At 75.2% G+C, this 14,991-nt stretch carries 10 protein-coding genes; 3 read left to right on the forward strand and 7 right to left on the reverse strand.

Annotated features, from left to right (window positions below; genetic code table 11):
- Positions 1–43: 43 nt before the first annotated feature.
- The 4 genes from GGQ55_RS13725 to GGQ55_RS27810 are packed head-to-tail and all read right to left on the reverse strand — an operon-like array spanning position 44 to position 7,301.
- Positions 44–1,024 carry a CorA family divalent cation transporter gene (locus GGQ55_RS13725; protein WP_179717558.1) on the reverse strand — a complete coding sequence of 327 codons (981 nt, stop codon included), beginning with the start codon at positions 1,022–1,024 and terminating at the stop codon, positions 44–46.
- Positions 1,024–1,410 carry an MmcQ/YjbR family DNA-binding protein gene (locus tag GGQ55_RS13730; protein ID WP_179717560.1) on the reverse strand — a complete coding sequence of 129 codons (387 nt, stop codon included), beginning with the start codon at positions 1,408–1,410 and terminating at the stop codon, positions 1,024–1,026. Before GGQ55_RS13730 ends, GGQ55_RS13725 begins: the two co-directional genes overlap by 1 nt.
- 15 nt (positions 1,411–1,425) lie before the next feature.
- Positions 1,426–4,359, reverse strand: a complete 2,934-nt coding sequence (locus GGQ55_RS27805) for a helix-turn-helix transcriptional regulator (protein ID WP_179717562.1) — start codon at positions 4,357–4,359, stop codon at positions 1,426–1,428.
- Between the two features lie 11 nt (positions 4,360–4,370).
- Positions 4,371–7,301, reverse strand: coding sequence for a helix-turn-helix transcriptional regulator (locus GGQ55_RS27810; RefSeq protein WP_179717564.1), 2,931 nt, complete (start codon positions 7,299–7,301; stop codon positions 4,371–4,373).
- 213 nt (positions 7,302–7,514) lie between these two features.
- On the opposite strand from GGQ55_RS27810, the gene GGQ55_RS27815 reads away from it, so the two are divergent.
- Together GGQ55_RS27815 and GGQ55_RS13745 are read left to right on the forward strand one after the other, a co-directional pair.
- Complete coding sequence (locus GGQ55_RS27815) at positions 7,515–7,646, forward strand: hypothetical protein (RefSeq protein WP_281371303.1); 132 nt, start codon at positions 7,515–7,517, stop codon at positions 7,644–7,646.
- On the forward strand, positions 7,643–8,902 hold the full coding sequence (locus GGQ55_RS13745; RefSeq protein WP_179717566.1) for an MFS transporter: 1,260 nt from the start codon (positions 7,643–7,645) through the stop codon (positions 8,900–8,902). Before GGQ55_RS27815 ends, GGQ55_RS13745 begins: the two co-directional genes overlap by 4 nt.
- Positions 8,903–8,977: 75 nt before the next feature.
- On the opposite strand, the gene GGQ55_RS13750 is transcribed toward GGQ55_RS13745, so the two are convergent.
- Positions 8,978–11,524, reverse strand: coding sequence for a putative bifunctional diguanylate cyclase/phosphodiesterase (locus GGQ55_RS13750; RefSeq protein WP_179717568.1), 2,547 nt, complete (start codon positions 11,522–11,524; stop codon positions 8,978–8,980).
- Between the two features lie 212 nt (positions 11,525–11,736).
- On the opposite strand from GGQ55_RS13750, the gene GGQ55_RS13755 reads away from it, so the two are divergent.
- Complete coding sequence (locus GGQ55_RS13755; RefSeq protein ID WP_179717570.1) at positions 11,737–13,959, forward strand: putative bifunctional diguanylate cyclase/phosphodiesterase; 2,223 nt, start codon at positions 11,737–11,739, stop codon at positions 13,957–13,959.
- Here GGQ55_RS13755 and GGQ55_RS13760 read toward each other — a convergent pair.
- Together GGQ55_RS13760 and GGQ55_RS13765 are read right to left on the reverse strand one after the other, a co-directional pair.
- Positions 13,956–14,483 (reverse strand): PaaI family thioesterase, encoded by a 528-nt coding sequence (locus tag GGQ55_RS13760; RefSeq protein ID WP_179717572.1) that lies wholly within the window; start codon positions 14,481–14,483, stop codon positions 13,956–13,958. The genes GGQ55_RS13755 and GGQ55_RS13760 overlap by 4 nt on opposite strands.
- Entirely contained in the window at positions 14,473–14,985 is a 513-nt protein-coding gene (locus GGQ55_RS13765; protein ID WP_179717573.1) for a winged helix-turn-helix transcriptional regulator, read from the reverse strand. The genes GGQ55_RS13760 and GGQ55_RS13765 overlap by 11 nt, the downstream gene beginning before the upstream one ends.
- Between the last annotated feature and the right edge of the window lie 6 nt (positions 14,986–14,991).

Here is a 14,991-nt window from a genome sequence, read left to right on the forward strand (position 1 = left end):
TCCGCAAGCCGGGAGACGGCAGAAGTCGCGACTTCTGCCGTGGTCACCACCAGCCGTGGCGTTTGGCCCACACGAGGAGCAGCACCGACAGGACGAGCATGACCGCGAGCAGGACGATCAGCGCCGTCCAGTGCGTGGTCTGGTTGACGATCACGTTCATGCCCAGCACCGACGACAACGCGGTGACCGGCAGCGTGACCGCGGCGATGACTGCCAGCCGCTCGGCCGCGATCGTCATCTTCGTGTTGGTGCGGGTCTGGTAGAACTCGATCACGCCCTGCAGGTAGTCCTCCTGGCTGTGGGCCATCGTGGCGATCCGGCGGAACTGGTCCTCGTTGTCCTCGAGCAGCCGCTGGTGCTCCGGGCCGAACACCTCCCGGGCGTGCATCCGGCCGTAGACCTCGGCGCTCTGCGCGGCCATCGTCCGCACGCTGAGCAGGCCGTGCCGCACCCGGAACATGCCGTCGAGGAACCGCTCGGCGTCCCCGAGCTCCCCGGCGGTCACCTGCTGCTCGAATCGCCACACGTCGGTCGTCCGGACGGCGAGGTGGTCGCGCATCCGGCCGGTCAGCGCCCCGACGATCGCCGTCGACAGCTCGTAGCCGGTCGTCGGGCGGAACCGGCCGGCGTCGACGCGGGCGGCGACGGCGTCGGTCTCGACCCGGGTCGCCTCCTGCGGGACGGCCGGGTTGACCGGTCCGTGCACGGTGACGACGTAGCGCGCCGAGACGAACAGGTCGAGCTCGACGAAGTGGATGTGCCCGCCGGTGCCCGGCTCGGGGGCGTGCAGCACGACGAAGGCGTGGTCGGCGTAGAGGTGCACCTTCGGCACCGGGCTGCGGGAGACGGCGTCGGTGACCGCCTTGGGGTGGAAGCAGAACACCTCGGTCAGCACGCGGACGGCGTCCGGGTCGTCCTGCGGGATGTCCACCCAGAGCACGCCGTCGGCGTCGACGAGCAGGTCGACGAGGTCGCCGGGCTTGGCCTGCCGGGCGCCGTCCGGGGTGATCAGCCGGACGTCCATCAGGGGTCCCGGTGCTGGGCGAGGAGCTTCTTCGGCGCGCGGCAGGCCCACGCCTCGCCGGCCAGCTCGGTCAGCGTCGCCTCGTCGAGCAGGTCGAGGCGGGCCAGGACGGCGGGATAGCCGTCGAAGTGGTGGATGGTGAAGAAGACGGCGGGGTCGTCGGCGATGAGCGCGCGCTTCGCGCCCTCGTCGGGCAGGTACGCGGCGAGCACCGGCCCGGTCGGCGCGGCGTCGCCGAGCTCGGCCAGGTCCCGCTGCCGCAGCGGCCGGTCCCACACGAAGCCCTTGCCGCGCACCTGCCAGGACAGCTGGCCCCAGCCGTTCGTGATCTCGGCGGTCTCCGGCAGCGCCAGGCAGATCCGGCGGACGTCGTCCCAGGTGGCCACGGGGTCCTCCTCTCCTCAGGCCGGCGGGATCAGGCCCAGCCGGTGGGCGACCGCGGCCGCCTCGACCCGCCCGCCGACGCCGAGCTTGGCCAGGATGTTCGAGACGTGGACGCTGGCGGTCTTCGGGCTGATGAACAGCTCGGCGGCGATCTGGCCGTTGGAGCGGCCCGCGGCCACCAGGGTGAGCACCTCGCGCTCGCGGTCGGTGAGGGCGAACGGGGAGGCCACCTGCTCGGCGACGGGGGCGGCACCACGCTCGTCCAGCGCCAGCCGGGCCCGCCGGGCCAGGGCCTGGACGTCGTCGAGCACCGGTTGCGCCCGCAGCGACGCGGCGCTGCGGGCGGCCGCGCGCAGCGGCTCGACCGCCTCCTCCCGGCCGCCGTCGGCGCAGAGGGCCTCGCCGAGCCGGAAGCGCGCGTAGGTCAGCGGCCACGCGTCGCCGGCGGCCTCCCAGGCGGTCACCGCCTCGCGCCACGCGGCCACCGTCGGCTCGCCGTCCCGGCGCAGGCGCTCGGCGGCGGCCATCACGTCGTAGGCGGTCGCCGCGGGGGAGAAGCTCACGGTCGACTCCGGCAGCGCCGGCACGGGGAGCGGCGTCTCGGAGAGGGCGTCGCCCAGGTCGCGGGCCCGGGTGGCGGCGTCGGCCTCGATGCGGGCGCCGAGCCAGATCAGCGGCCACATGTAGCGGACCGACCACGCGCTGGACTGCCCGAGCGCCTCGGCGACGACCCCGACCGCGCCGGCCAGGTCGCCGCGCGCCCGGTTCACGTCGGCCTCGATGTAGGCCAGCGCGTGGGTGAACTGCGGGTCGCCGGACTCGCTGAGGTTGCGCCGCGCCCGCTTCATGCAGTCCAGGGCGTCGCCGACCGCACCGCGCGAGGCCGCCATGTAGCCGAGCAGCTCCAGCAGCGACGCGGCGAAGATGTCGCCGACGCCGGTGGCCAGGTGCTCGTGGGCGAGCTCCGCGGCCTCGTCCCACTCGCCGAGCCGGACCAGCGGCTCGATGAGGTTGCCCGCGAGGAAGGCGCCGAACGTCCGGACGACACCCACGCGCCGGGCGAGCTCGAGCCCGCTGCGGGCGGCCTCGGCGGCCTGCTGGTGCTTGCCGCGCGTCTCGAGGGCGTCGGAGAGGTTCGCGTAGCCGCGCAGCGCCTTGTCGTTGTCGCCGATCTCGAGGGCGATCCGCAGCCCCTCGCGGAGCGCGGCCTCGCCCTCGGCGGCGTCCTCCAGGTAGCTCACCGTGCCGCCGAGAGTGATCAACGCGCTGGCCTCCTCCGCCCGCGCGCCGACGGCCCGGGCCGCCTCCAGCGCGGCGCGGGCAGCTCCGGCGACGCGTGGATCGCCCAGCCGCTGCAGCCCGTGCGCGAGCGAGGCCAGCACGGTCGCCCGCACCGCGCTGGGCCCGGCGGGCAGCCAGGTCAGCGCGGTCTCCAGCTCCGTGGTGCCGGCGACGTCGGCCCCCTGCACCCGCAGCGTGTTCGCCCGCTGCTCGACGATGAGCGCCGCCCGTTCGGGCTCGGTGGTGCGGTCTGTCTGCTCCAGCGCCTGCTCCAGCAGCGACAGCGCGCGGGAGGAGTCGCCGCTGTCCCGCGCGGCCTGGGCGGCCAGCCGCAGGACGTCGACCTGGTCGGTCCCGGCCCAGGCCTCGACGTCGGGCACGCTGTCCCAGACCTCCAGCGCGCGCTCGAAGTGCCGCTGCGCCTCGGCCGGCGCGAAGGCGGCCATGGCGTCGCGGCCGGCGCGCACCGAGGCGGCCAGCGCCCGCGGCAGGTCGTGCGCGGCGTACCAGTGCACCGCCAGCGTCGCCGACACCGAGGAGTCCTCGCCCGCCAGGGTCGGGTCGCGGTCGAGGGCCTGGGCGTAGGCGGTGTGCAGCTTGACCCGCTGCCCCGGCAGCAGGTCCTGGTACACGGCGTCGCGGGTGAGGGCGTGCCGGAAGGCGTACCCGCGGCCGGTGTCGTCGACGATCAGCAGCGAGGCGTCGACCGGCTCCCGCAGCGCGTCGAAGAACTCGTCCTCGCCGCCGCCGGCCACCTCGGCCAGCAGCGGTTCCGGCACCCAGCGACCGGCGACCGCGGCCACCTGGAGCAGCCGCTGCGCGGGCCGGGAGAGCCGTTCCACGCGGGCCAGCAGCACGTCCCGCAGCGACGGCGCGACGTCGTCGGCCGAGGCGCCCTCGCGCAGCGAGCGCAGCACCTCCTCGACGAAGAACGCGTTGCCCCCGGACCGGTCGAAGACCAGGTCGACCAGCTCCCCGTCCGGACGGGCCCCGTTGATGGCGGCGACCTGGCTGGCCACCTCGGTGCGGCTGAACCGGGGCAGCTGCAGCTGCTCGACCTCGCGCATCCGCTCCCAGGTGGACAGCAGCGGCCGCAGCGGGGAGCGGCGGTCCACCTCGTCGGAGCGGTAGGTGACCACGAGCAGCACCGGCAGCCCCTGCAGCGTGCGCACGAGGAAGGCGACCAGGTCGAGCGTGGAGCGGTCGGCCCAGTGCAGGTCCTCGACGACCAGGACCAGCGGGCGGTCGGCACCGATGCGGCCCAGCACGCCGAGGACCAGCTCGAACAGCTGGGCGGTGCTGCCGGCCAGGGCCGGGGGGCCGTCGCCGCCGGCGAGCTCGGGCAGCAGCCGGGCCAGCTCGGGGCGGGCCGGGCCGAGGATCCGGTCGAGGTCGACCGCCGGCGTCGTCCGGGCGAGGGTGCGCAGCGCGTCGACCAGCGGCACCAGCGGCAGGCCCTCGCCGCCCAGCTCGATGCAGCCGCCGGTGAGCACCCGGACGTCGTCCCGGCCGTCGAGCGCGGTCTCGATGAGCCGGCTCTTGCCGACGCCGGCCTCACCGCCGACCAGCAGCACGCCGGCCTCGCCGGCCACGGTGCGGTCGACGGCCGCGCGCAGGCGGACGAGCTCCTTGTCCCGGCCCACCAGGACCGGGCTGACGACACCGGACACCGGCTCTCCTCTCACGACGGCGGGACCAGGCCGAGCCGGTGGGCGACGCCGGCCGCCTCCACCCGCCCGCCGACGCCGAGCTTGGCCAGGATGTTCGAGACGTGCACGCTGGCGGTCTTCGGGCTGATGAACAGCTCCGCGGCGATCTGCCCGTTGGAACGGCCGGCCGCGACCAGCGCCAGCACCTCCCGTTCGCGATCGGTGAGCGCGAACGGAGCACCGGCCTCGTCCGGTTCAGGAGCCGCCTGTTCCTCCAGCGGCACCCGTGCCCGGCGGGCAAGGGCCCGGACGTCGTCCAGGAGGGGCCGGGCGCCGAGGACGGCGGCGCTGCGGCTCGCCGCGCGCAGCGGCTCGGTGGCCTCGTCGCGACGCCCCTCCGCGCACAGCGCCTCGCCGAGTCGGAACCGGGCGTAGGCCATCGGCCAGGCGTCAGCGGCGGATTCCCACGCCCGGACCGCGGCCTCCCAGGCGGCGACGGCCGGCCGAGCGTCGCGCCGGAGGACCTCGGCGTCGGTCATGGCGCGGTACGCGGCTGCGGCCGGCAGGAACCGGGCGGCCTCCTCCGGGTGGGGGACGGCGTCCATGAAGGGCACCGGCGGCGGCTCGTTGCGGTCGCGGGCGAGGGTGGCGACGTCGGCTTCGACGCGCGCGCCCAGCCACATGAGGGGCCACGCGTAGCGGGTGGACCAGGCGCTGAGCTCGGCCATCCCGGTGGTGACCAGCGCGGCCGCGGCGGCGAGGTCGCCGTGCTGCCGGGCGGCGTCGGCCTCGAGGTAGGCCAGCGCGTGGGTGAACTGCGGCTCGCGGCTCTCGCCCAGGTGTCGCCGGCTCTGCCGCACGCAGTCCCGCGCCTCGTCGGGGGAGCCCTTGCTCACGGCCAGGTAGCCGAGCAGCTCCAGCAGCGATGCGGCGAAGACACCGGACAGGCCGGCCCCGAGGTCCTCGCGTGCCAGCGTCTCCGCCTCGGCCCAGTCCCCGACGCGCACGAGCGGCTCGACCAGGTTGCCGCGCAGGAAGACGCCGAAGGTGCGGTACTGGCCGACCCGTCGGGCCACCTCGATCCCCGTACGAGCCGCCTCGGCGGCCGCGGCGTGCTTGCCGTGCGCCTCGAGGGCGTCGGAGAGGTTGACGTAGCCGCGCAGCGCGTTGTCGACGTCGCCGGTCTCGAGCGCCAGCTGCAGTCCCTCGCGGAGGGCGGCCTCGCCCTCGTCGGCGTCGTCGAGGTAGCTCAGGGCGCTGCCGAGGCTGACCAGGGCGCTGGCCAGCTCCGCCCGCGCGCCCACCGCCTTCGACACCTCGATCGCGGCGCGCGCGACGTCGGCCGCCCGTTCCTCGCCGAGCCGCAGCAGCGTGTTCGCCAGGGAGGAGAGCAGCGTGGCCCGGGCGCGGCTGGGCGTCTCCGGAAGCGCGTCCAGGGCGCCTTCCAGTGCGGTGAGGCTGGCCCCGTCCTCACCGAGCATCCGCAGGGTGAACGCCTGCTGCTCGACGATGAGCGCGGCCCGCTCGGGATCGGCCGCGGGATCGACGAGCTCCGAGGCCTGCTGCAGCAGCGGCAGCGCTCGATGCGGGTCGCCGCCGTGGAAGGACGCCCGTGCGGCCAGTCGGAGGATCTCCACCTTGTCGGTGCCGGCGCACGCCTCCGGGGAGGGGACGCCGCGCCACACCTCGAGCGCCCGTTCCAGGTGCTGCCGTGCCTCGGCCGGTGCGTAGGCCGCGAGCGCCTCGCGGCCGGCGCGGACCGAGGCGGCCAGGGCCCGGGGCAGGTCGTGCGCGGCGTACCAGTGGACGGCGAGCGTCGCCGACACCGAGACGTCGTCCCCGGCGAGGGTGGGGTCGCGGTCGAGCGCCTCGGCGTACGCGGTGTGGAGGTCGACCCGCTCGCCGGGCAGCAGGTCCTGGTAGACGGCGTCCCGTGTCAGCGCGTGCCGGAAGGCGTAGCCGCGACCGGCGCCGTCGACGACGAGCAGGGAGGCGTCCACCGCCTCGCGCAACGCTTCGTACCGCTCCGCCGGTGGCACCGCGGCGACCTCGGCGAGCAGCCGCTCCGGCACCCAGCGCCCGGCGACCGCGGCGGTGCGCAGCAACCGCTGGACGGGATCGGAGACCCGCTCGGCCCGGGAGAGCAGCACGTCGCGCAGGGACGGCGGCAGCTCATCGGCCGAGGCGCCCTCCCGCAGGGTGCGCAGCAGCTCCTCGACGAAGAACGGGTTGCCCTCCGAGCGCTCGAAGACCAGGTCGACCATGGCGGGATCGGCGGCAGAACCCAGGATGGCGCTGATCTGGGCCCCGACCTCGGGACGCGTGAACCGCTCCAGCTGGATGCGCTCGACGCCGCGCGCCCGCTCCCAGGAGGACAGCAGCGGTCGCAGCGGCGAGCGCCGGTCGACCTCGTCGGAGCGGTAGGTGAGCAGCAGCAGGACCGGCAGACCGTGCAGGGTGCGGACGAGGAAGGCGATCAGGTCGAGCGTGGAGCGGTCGGCCCAGTGCAGGTCCTCGACCACGAGCACGAGCGGGCGGTCGGCGCCGATCCGCCCGAGCACGCCCAGGACCAGCTCGAACAGCTGCCCGGTGCTGCCGGCCGGCGCCGGGGCGGCGTCCAGAGTGGTCAGCTCGGGCAGCAGCCGGCCGAGCTCGGGCCGGGCCGGCCCGAGGAACCGGTCGAGATCGGGCGGCGCGGTGGTGCGGGCCAGGGTGCGCAGGGCGTCGACCAGCGGCACCAGGGGCAGGCCCTCGCCGCCCAGCTCGATGCAGCCGCCGGCCAGCACCCGGACGTCGGTGCGGCCGTCCAGCGCCGTCTCGATCAGGCGGCTCTTGCCGACACCCGCCTCGCCGGCGACCAGGACGACGCCCGGCTCCCCGCTCGCCGTCCGGTCGACGGTGGCCCTGATCCGCGAGAGCTCCCGTTCGCGGCCGACCAGCACAGGGCTGACGACGTCCGACACGGCCGCGATCGTGGCACGTCAGGGGCCTTCTGAGGCACCTCATCGGGCCGGGATCGTCTCGACTCACAGGCATAAGGCGGTCCGGCGGTCCCGGACCGTCCGGATATGAGGTAGCCGACCGGTCCAGGACCGGACGGTCGGCCGATCCGGGACCCGGGTCCTCAGCGGAACCCTTTCCTCATCGGACGAAGCGCAACCGACCCGGAGGTCCCCGTGAACGTCGAGATCCTGTGCAAGGGCAAGTGGATCGGCCCCCTGACCGCCGCCCCGACCGAGGTCGAGGTGCTGTGCAAGGCCCGCTGGATCGTCGTCGGCCCCGCGATCACCGCCGGGACCCGGCCGTGACCTCCCCCGAGGGCACCATCCGCGGCGCCCTCCGCTCCCGCCCCTTCCGCCGCCTGCTCGCCGCCCTGGCGATCTCGCAGGCGGGGGACTGGCTCTACAACGTGGCCCTGCTCGCCTTCGTCTTCGAGCGCACGCACAGCGCGGCCTGGGTCGCCGTCACCACCGCCGTCCGCGTGCTGCCGGTCGTCGTCCTCGGCCCGCTCGGCGGCGTCCTGGCCGACCGGTTCGACCGGCAGAAGGTCATGGTCGCCTCCGACGTCGTCCGGGTGCTGTGCATGCTCGGCCTCACCGCCGTCGCGCTGACCGACCTGCCCGTGGTGCTCGCTCCCGTGCTGGCCGCGGCCGCCACCGCCGCCGCCGCGCCGTACGGCCCCTGCACCGCCGCCACCACCCCGCGGCTGGTGCCCGACGCCGACCTGCCCGGCGCCAACGCCGCCCGCTCCGCGGTGGGCATGGCGGCCATCGCCGCCGGCCCCGTCGTCGGCGCCGTCCTGCTGCTGCTGGGCGAGCCGGCCGCCGCCTTCATCCTCAACGCCGGCAGCTTCGCGCTCTCGGCGATCCTCGTCCTCTCCATTCCCCCCGGCCCCGTGTTCGCCCCGTCCGCCACCGGCGAGCGGCAGAGCGTCCTGGCCGACGTCGCCACCGGCGTCCGCGCCCTGCGCGAGCACCCGGTGGCCGTGCGGCTGGTCGGCGCCGACGTGATCTGCAGCGTCGTCTACGGCATGCAGACCGTCCTGCTGCTCCTGCTCAGCCGCTCCCTCGGCCTCGGCGACGCCGGCTACGGCTACGTGCTGGCCGGCCTGGGCATCGGCGGGATCGTCGGGACGACGCTCACCAGCCGCGCCGCGCGCAGCAGCCACCCCCGCCGCACCCTGGTGCTGGCGCTCCTCGCGGTGGCCGCGCCCGCCGCGCTGATGGCGGTCACCCCGTGCCTGGCCGGGCTGCTGGTCTGGTCGGTCGTCGGCGGTGCCGGTGCCGCCCTGGTCGAGGTGCTCGCCGAGACCGCGCTGCAGCGCGACCTCGACGAGGAGGTCTTCGCCCGGGCGTACGGGATCGCCCTGCCCGCCGCCATCGCCGGGATCGTCGGCGGCTCGCTCGTCGCCGCCCCGCTGGTCATGGCGATCGGGCTGGCCGGCGCGTTCGTGACCACCGGCGCGCTGACCGCCGCGTACGCCGGCTACCTGCTGCTGCCGAGCCGCTCCGCCGGCCGGCACCGCCCGGCTCCGGTCCTCGAGGCCGCGCCGGTCGCCGCCTGAGGCCGGCCCTCGAGGCGGCTGCGCCCCCGTTCCGGGATCCGGGCCCCGGGACGGGGGCGCAGTGCTGGGGTCGCCCTAGGCGAGGCTCAGCCGCTGCGGGCGCGCCGCGGCGGCGCGGGCGGCGAGCCAGGGCAGGAACTCCTCGGCGGGCATCGGACGGCCCAGGTGGTATCCCTGGATGAGGTCGCAGCCCATGCCGGAGAGCACGGTCTGCGTGTCGCCGTCCTCGACGCCCTCGGCGACGACCTCCAGCCCGAGGTGCCGGCCGAGGTCGACGATGGCCCGGACGATGCCGACGTCGTCGCCCTGCTCGCGCAAGCCGATCACGAAGCTCCGGTCGATCTTGACCTCCTGGACCGGCAGCCGCTTGAGGTAGGACAGCGACGAGTACCCGGTGCCGAAGTCGTCCACCGACAGCCGGACGCCGAGGTCGCGCAGCTCGTGCAGGACGGCGACGGCGCGGGCCGGGTCGGACATGACCGAGCTCTCGGTGACCTCCAGGGTCAACCGCGCGGGCGGGACGCCGTGGCGGTGCAGGGCGCGGGCAACCGAGTCGACGAGGTCGTCGTCCAGGAGGCTGCGGGCGGACAGGTTCACGGCGATGCCGAGGTCCTGCCCGGCAGCGCGCCACCGGGCGCTGGCCGCGAGGGCGCCGTCGAGGACCTGGCCGGTCAGCTCGCCGATCAGGCCGTTGCGCTCGGCGATCGGGATGAACTCCTCGGGGGAGACCGGACCCAGCTCGGGATGGCTCCAGCGGACCAGGGCCTCGGCGCTCAGGACGGCACCGGTGCCCGGCTCCGCCTGCGGCTGGACGTGGACCGCGAGGGTGCGTTCACGCAGCGCGACCCGCAGGTCCGCCGCGAGCGTCAGCCGCCGCGGACCCTCGTGGCCGAGCCCGGCCTCGTAGACCCGGATCTGGCGCGAGGAGGCCTTCGCCTCGTGCATCGCCCGCTCCGCGCGTTTGAGGAGCACGGCGGCGTCGGTCGTGTGCCGAGGCGCGAGCGCGATCCCGACCGCCGCGCCGACGGCGACCTCCTGACCGTCGAGAAGGACCGGTCGCTCGACGACGCGGAGCAGCCGGCGGGCGATGGCGAGCACGTCCTCCTCGTCCGCGGTCGCCGGCACCAGGACGGCGAACTCGTCACCGTTCAGGCGCCCGACAACACCCTCCTCGCCGAGTTCCGCGGCCAGCCGATCGCTGATCTCCACCAGCAGCCGGTCGCCCTGCTGGTGCCCGAGCGCGTCGTTGACCTCCTGGAAGTCGTCCAGATCTGCGATCAGGACCGCGGCCCCGGGTGCGTTGCCGTCGGCCACCTGCTCCAGCGCGCCGCCGAGCGCCGCCTGGAAGGCACGGCGGTTCGGCAACCCTGTGAGCGCGTCGTGCGCGGCGTCGTGGCGCAGCTGCCCGATGAGCTCACCGTTGCGCAGGGCCAGGGCGGCATGGTTCGCCACCGTCTCGAGCAGCACGGCGTCCTCGGGGCCGAAGGTCCTGACGTCGCCGAGCCGGTCGGCGACGACCAGGACACCGGTGATCCCGGCCGCGCCGGCAAGCGGTACGGCGAGGGCGTCGCGCATCCCGTACTGATCGAGCCAGCCCCGGGCGCGGGGATCGCGGGTCGCGCGCGGCATGACCAGCGGCCCCCCGCCCACGACGGACTCGAGGACCCAGGCGTCCGCGTCGGTGGCCCGGTCCTCGGAGCGGGACGTCTCCGCCCCCGGACCGAGCCGGACGCGGGCGACGATGCCGCCGTCGGCGGCCACGAACGCAGCGGAAGCGCGCTCGGCGTGCAGCACCTCGCGGGCCTCGCCGAGGACGGTGGCCATCACCTGGCCGATCTCGGTCTCCTGGCCCAGCGACTGGCTGAACCGGTAGAGGCGATCGAGGTGGAGATGGCGGTCGGACACGGTGGCGTAGGCGCGGAAGGCGAGCAGGAGCAGGCCGCTGACGCCGGCGAGCAGCCAGGCAGTGGTCGCCGAGGCCGCCAGGCTCACGACACCGACCAGGGCGACCGTGACGGCCAGGAGCGGGACGGGCTGGACCATGATCTCGCGCACCAGGGTGCGCGGTGGCCGGGTCCCGTCGTGCAGCGCGATGATCAGCCCGACCATGAGGACGTCCAGGGTGCTGCCGGCGAAGGCCGCGGCGTAGGCGGCGAGCCAGCTCGCCGGCCCCGGTCCGGGCGCTGCCGGGGCGAGGGCGCTGAACACGGCCACCGCCAGGGCCGTCTCTGTCGCCGCGAGCGCGAGGTTGAACAACACCTTGAGCGGCGGCTGCCGGCGCACGGCGACGAGTGCGGCGGTGGTGCCGAGCAGGCGAGCCACCAGCAGGGTGAGCGGCGCGGTGAGGAACAGGCCGAGCACCAGGGGGATCTCGCTGAGGGAGATGCTGCGCGTCTCGCGGCGGATCTGCACGTGCAGCACGCACGCCTCGGTGGCCGCGAACGCCAGTGCCAGCAGCCACCAGGGCGGCGCGGGGTGGAGGAGGTACGCGGCGTTCCGGGCGTAGGGCACACCGACGAGGACGGCGACGGCGAGCAGCGCCGCGCTGATCCCGATCACGGAGCCGGCGATCGCCGCGGGTCCGCGCCGGCCGCCTGGTGTTCCCGCCCTGTCCCTTGCCACGCCCGCTCCCTCCTCTCTGGTCGTCCATCCACCATCGGCAGGTCAAGATCACGAATTGAGCGCTCTCCCCCCGGAGAGGGAGATCCGCGCGTCTCGGCGAGTAGAGAGCTGAAGGTCGCGGGGGAACCGTCCGATGGGAGGTCATGGTCTCGGTGCGGTACGGCGTCGCTGCACGGGAGCGGGATCGGGCGACGGCCCGGTCCCTGCGTCCCGTGCGCCTCGTCGCGGCCGCGGTCGGCGCCCTGTACCTGGTCGCCCTCGGGGCGACGGTCTTCGGGGTCTCCGGCGTGCTCGCGGTGGCGGCCGGCGGTGGGCAGTCGGTGTTCCTGGCCGGTCTCACCGTCGTCCTCGTCCTGCGCGCGCGGGCGAGCGCGACCGACCGCACGTCCTGGCTGCTGCTCGCCGCCGGCGTGGCGGCCTACTTCGCCGGGTCCCTCGTCTGGCACCTCGTCTACCACGACCCCGCCGCGCTGCCGCGCCCCTCGTGGTGCGACCCCGGGTTCTTGGCCTTCTACCCGCTCACCTGGCTGGCCCTGGTGCGCCTGCTCAAGGCGCGGGTGCGGCGGCTGAGCGCCGGGATGCTGCTCGACGGACTGGTCACCGGGCTCACCGCGGCGGCGTTCGCGGCCGCGCTGGCGCTCGGCGCCTCGCTGCAGCTGACCGGGGGCAGCATCTCGGTCGTCCTGGCCACCGCGGCCTACCCCATCGCCGACGTGCTGCTCATGGTGCTGGTCTGCGGTGGCCTGGTCATCCTCGGCCGCGGCGCGGGCGGCTGCTGGTGGTGGCTCGCCGGCGGCCTGGCGGTGTTCGCGGTGGCAGACACGGTCATGGCCTACGGCGTCGTGCACGGCGGGTACGTGGTCGGCTCGCTCGACGTCGCGTACGGGCTGGCCCTGGTGTGCCTCGGCGTCGCCGCGTGCATCGCGCCCCGGACCGAGCCGGCACTGCGGCCCGAGGGCATGACGGTGCTCGTCGTCCCTGCTGCCTGCGCCTTCGCCGCGCTCGGCCTGCTCTTCCACGGCTACCAGCAGGGCGGCGACCCGGTCGCCGGCGGGCTGGCGCTCGGCGCCGTCCTGGCCGCGCTGGCACGGACCGCGCTGACCTTCCGCGACGTGCGGGCCCTGGCCGACAGCCGCCGGCAGGCGCGCACCGACGAGCTGACCGGGCTGGGCAACCGGCGGACCGTGTACGAGGCCCTGCGTGCGGCCGACGAGAAACTCGCGGCCGGGACGGCGGTCGCCGTCCTGATCATCGACCTCGACCGGTTCAAGGAGATCAACGACTCGCTCGGCCACGCGGCCGGCGACGCGGTGCTCCGCCAGGTCGGCCCCCGGCTGGCCGGTCAGCTGCGCAGCAGCGACCTGCTCGCCCGCCTCGGTGGCGACGAGTTCGTCGTCGTGGCCGAGGACCTGGACGCCGAGGACGCGCTCGCGCTGGCCGCCCGGCTGCGCCGCGAGCTGCAGCGGCCGTTCCGCTTCGGCGGGATGGGGCTGACCGTCGACGCCAGCATCGGCATCGCCATCGGCCCCGGGCACGCCGGCAGCGCCGAGGAGCTGCTGCAGCTGGCCGACCTGGCGATGTATTCCTCGAAGGGCGGCCGCACCGGGCCCGCCGTCTACGACGAGGCCCGCGACGGGTCGGGCCGGCACCGGCTCGAGGACGTCGCCCAGCTGCGCCGCGCGATCGAGGGCGACGAGCTGGTGCTGCACTACCAGCCGAAGCTGACCCTCTCCACCGGCGAGGTCGAGGGCGTCGAGGCGCTGGTGCGCTGGCAGCACCCGGTCAAGGGGCTGGTCTTCCCCGACCAGTTCATCGAGCTGGCCGAGTCGGCGGGGCTGATGGCGCCGCTCACCACGCGGGTCATCGAGATGGCGCTGGCCCAGTGCCGCGCCTGGGCCGACCAGGACCGGTGGCTCACCGTCGCGGTCAACGTCAGCCCGTCGAACCTGGTCGACGAGGACTTCCCGTTCGAGGTCGCGCGGCTGCTCGCCGCCCACGACCTGCCGGCCGGCGTCCTCGTGCTCGAGGTGACCGAGAGCCTGCTCATGGCCGACCGCGAGCGCGCCGAGCACGTGCTGGGCCGGCTGCGCGACTTCGGCGTGGGCGTCGCCATCGACGACTACGGCACCGGCTACTCCAGCCTCGCCTACCTGGCCACGCTGCCGGTGACCGAGCTCAAGCTCGACCGCGCCTTCATCAGCGAGATGACCGGCAGCCCGCGGGCCGAGTCGATCGTGACCTCGACGCTGCAGCTGGCCCACGCGCTGGGCCTGGCGTTCGTCGCCGAGGGCGTGGAGGACGCCGGGACGCTCGACGCGCTGACCTTCCTCGGCTGCGACGTCGTCCAGGGGTACCACGTGAGCCGGCCCCTGCCGCCCGAGCAGCTGTGCACCTGGCTGGCCGAGCGCGAAGCAGCGTCCACCGTCTCCGGCTAGGCCTCCGGGATCGGGAAGACCAGCAGGGACGACGAGGCCGTCGCGACCACGCGGCCGGCCGAGTCGCGGACCTCGCCCTCGGCGAACGCCACCCGGCGGCCGGGCTTGACCACGGTGCCGACCGCGGTGAGCGGACCGCTGCCGGCGTGCACGGCCCGCAGGTAGTTCACCTTGAGCTCGATCGACGTGTAGGCCACACCCTGCGGCAGCGTGGTGTGCACCGCGCAGCCGGCGACCGTGTCGAGCAGCGTACAGACCAGCCCGCCGTGGACGACGCCGATCGGGTTGTAGACCGACTCGTCGAGCACACAGCTGAACTCCACCCGGCCCTCGGCGAGGTCGACGATGTCGAACTGCATCAGATGGGCGATCGGCGGAGCGGGCAGCTCGCCGTCCCGGATCGCCTGCATCGTCTCCAGGCCGGAGCGCTCGAGCGCACCCAGCGCGGTGATCGCGGGGTCGTGCCAGGTCACCGTGCGGGACCGGGGGAGACCCCAGTCGTCGGCGGCGAGTTCAGCGGTCACGGACGGCGTCCTCCTCGGGGGGCAGGCCGGTCAGGCGGCGTCCGGCCGGGGTGAGCACCCGCTCGGCGCGGGAGGCCGAGACCGGCTCGCCGCAGGTGCGGCAGACCCACTCGGCGTCGATCACGTGGTCGGCGTGCCCGGGCGGCGCGTGGTGCAGCTCGACCGGTGGCTCGTCGGCCAGCCAGCGGTTGCCCCACTGCAGCAGGCCCTGCAGCACCGGCAGCAGGTCGCGGCCGGCCGCGGTGAGGTGGTAGCCGGAGCGCGGGGGAGCGGTGCTGTACGGCCGCCGCTCCAGCACGCCGGCGTCGACCAGCGCGGTCAGGCGGGCCGACAGCCGGTCGCGGGGCGCGCCCGTGCCGCGCGCGATCTCGCTGAACCGGTGGTTGCCCAGCGACACCTCGCGCAGGACGAGCAGCGACCAGCGCTCACCGATCAGCTCCAGCGAGGCCGCGATCGGGCACGGCCGGCCGGGCAGCGTCTCGAACGGGAAGGGACGGGTCACACCGAG

Origin of the sequence: Petropleomorpha daqingensis (assembly GCF_013408985.1) — a bacterium.
GTDB classification, from domain to species: Bacteria; Actinomycetota; Actinomycetes; order Mycobacteriales; family Geodermatophilaceae; genus Petropleomorpha; species Petropleomorpha daqingensis.

Excerpts from the sequence above, each read along its gene's own strand:
- GGQ55_RS13725 (WP_179717558.1), bottom strand. The coding sequence starts at position 1,024 with ATGGACGTCCGGCTGATCACCCCGGACGGCGCCCGGCAGGCCAAGCCC.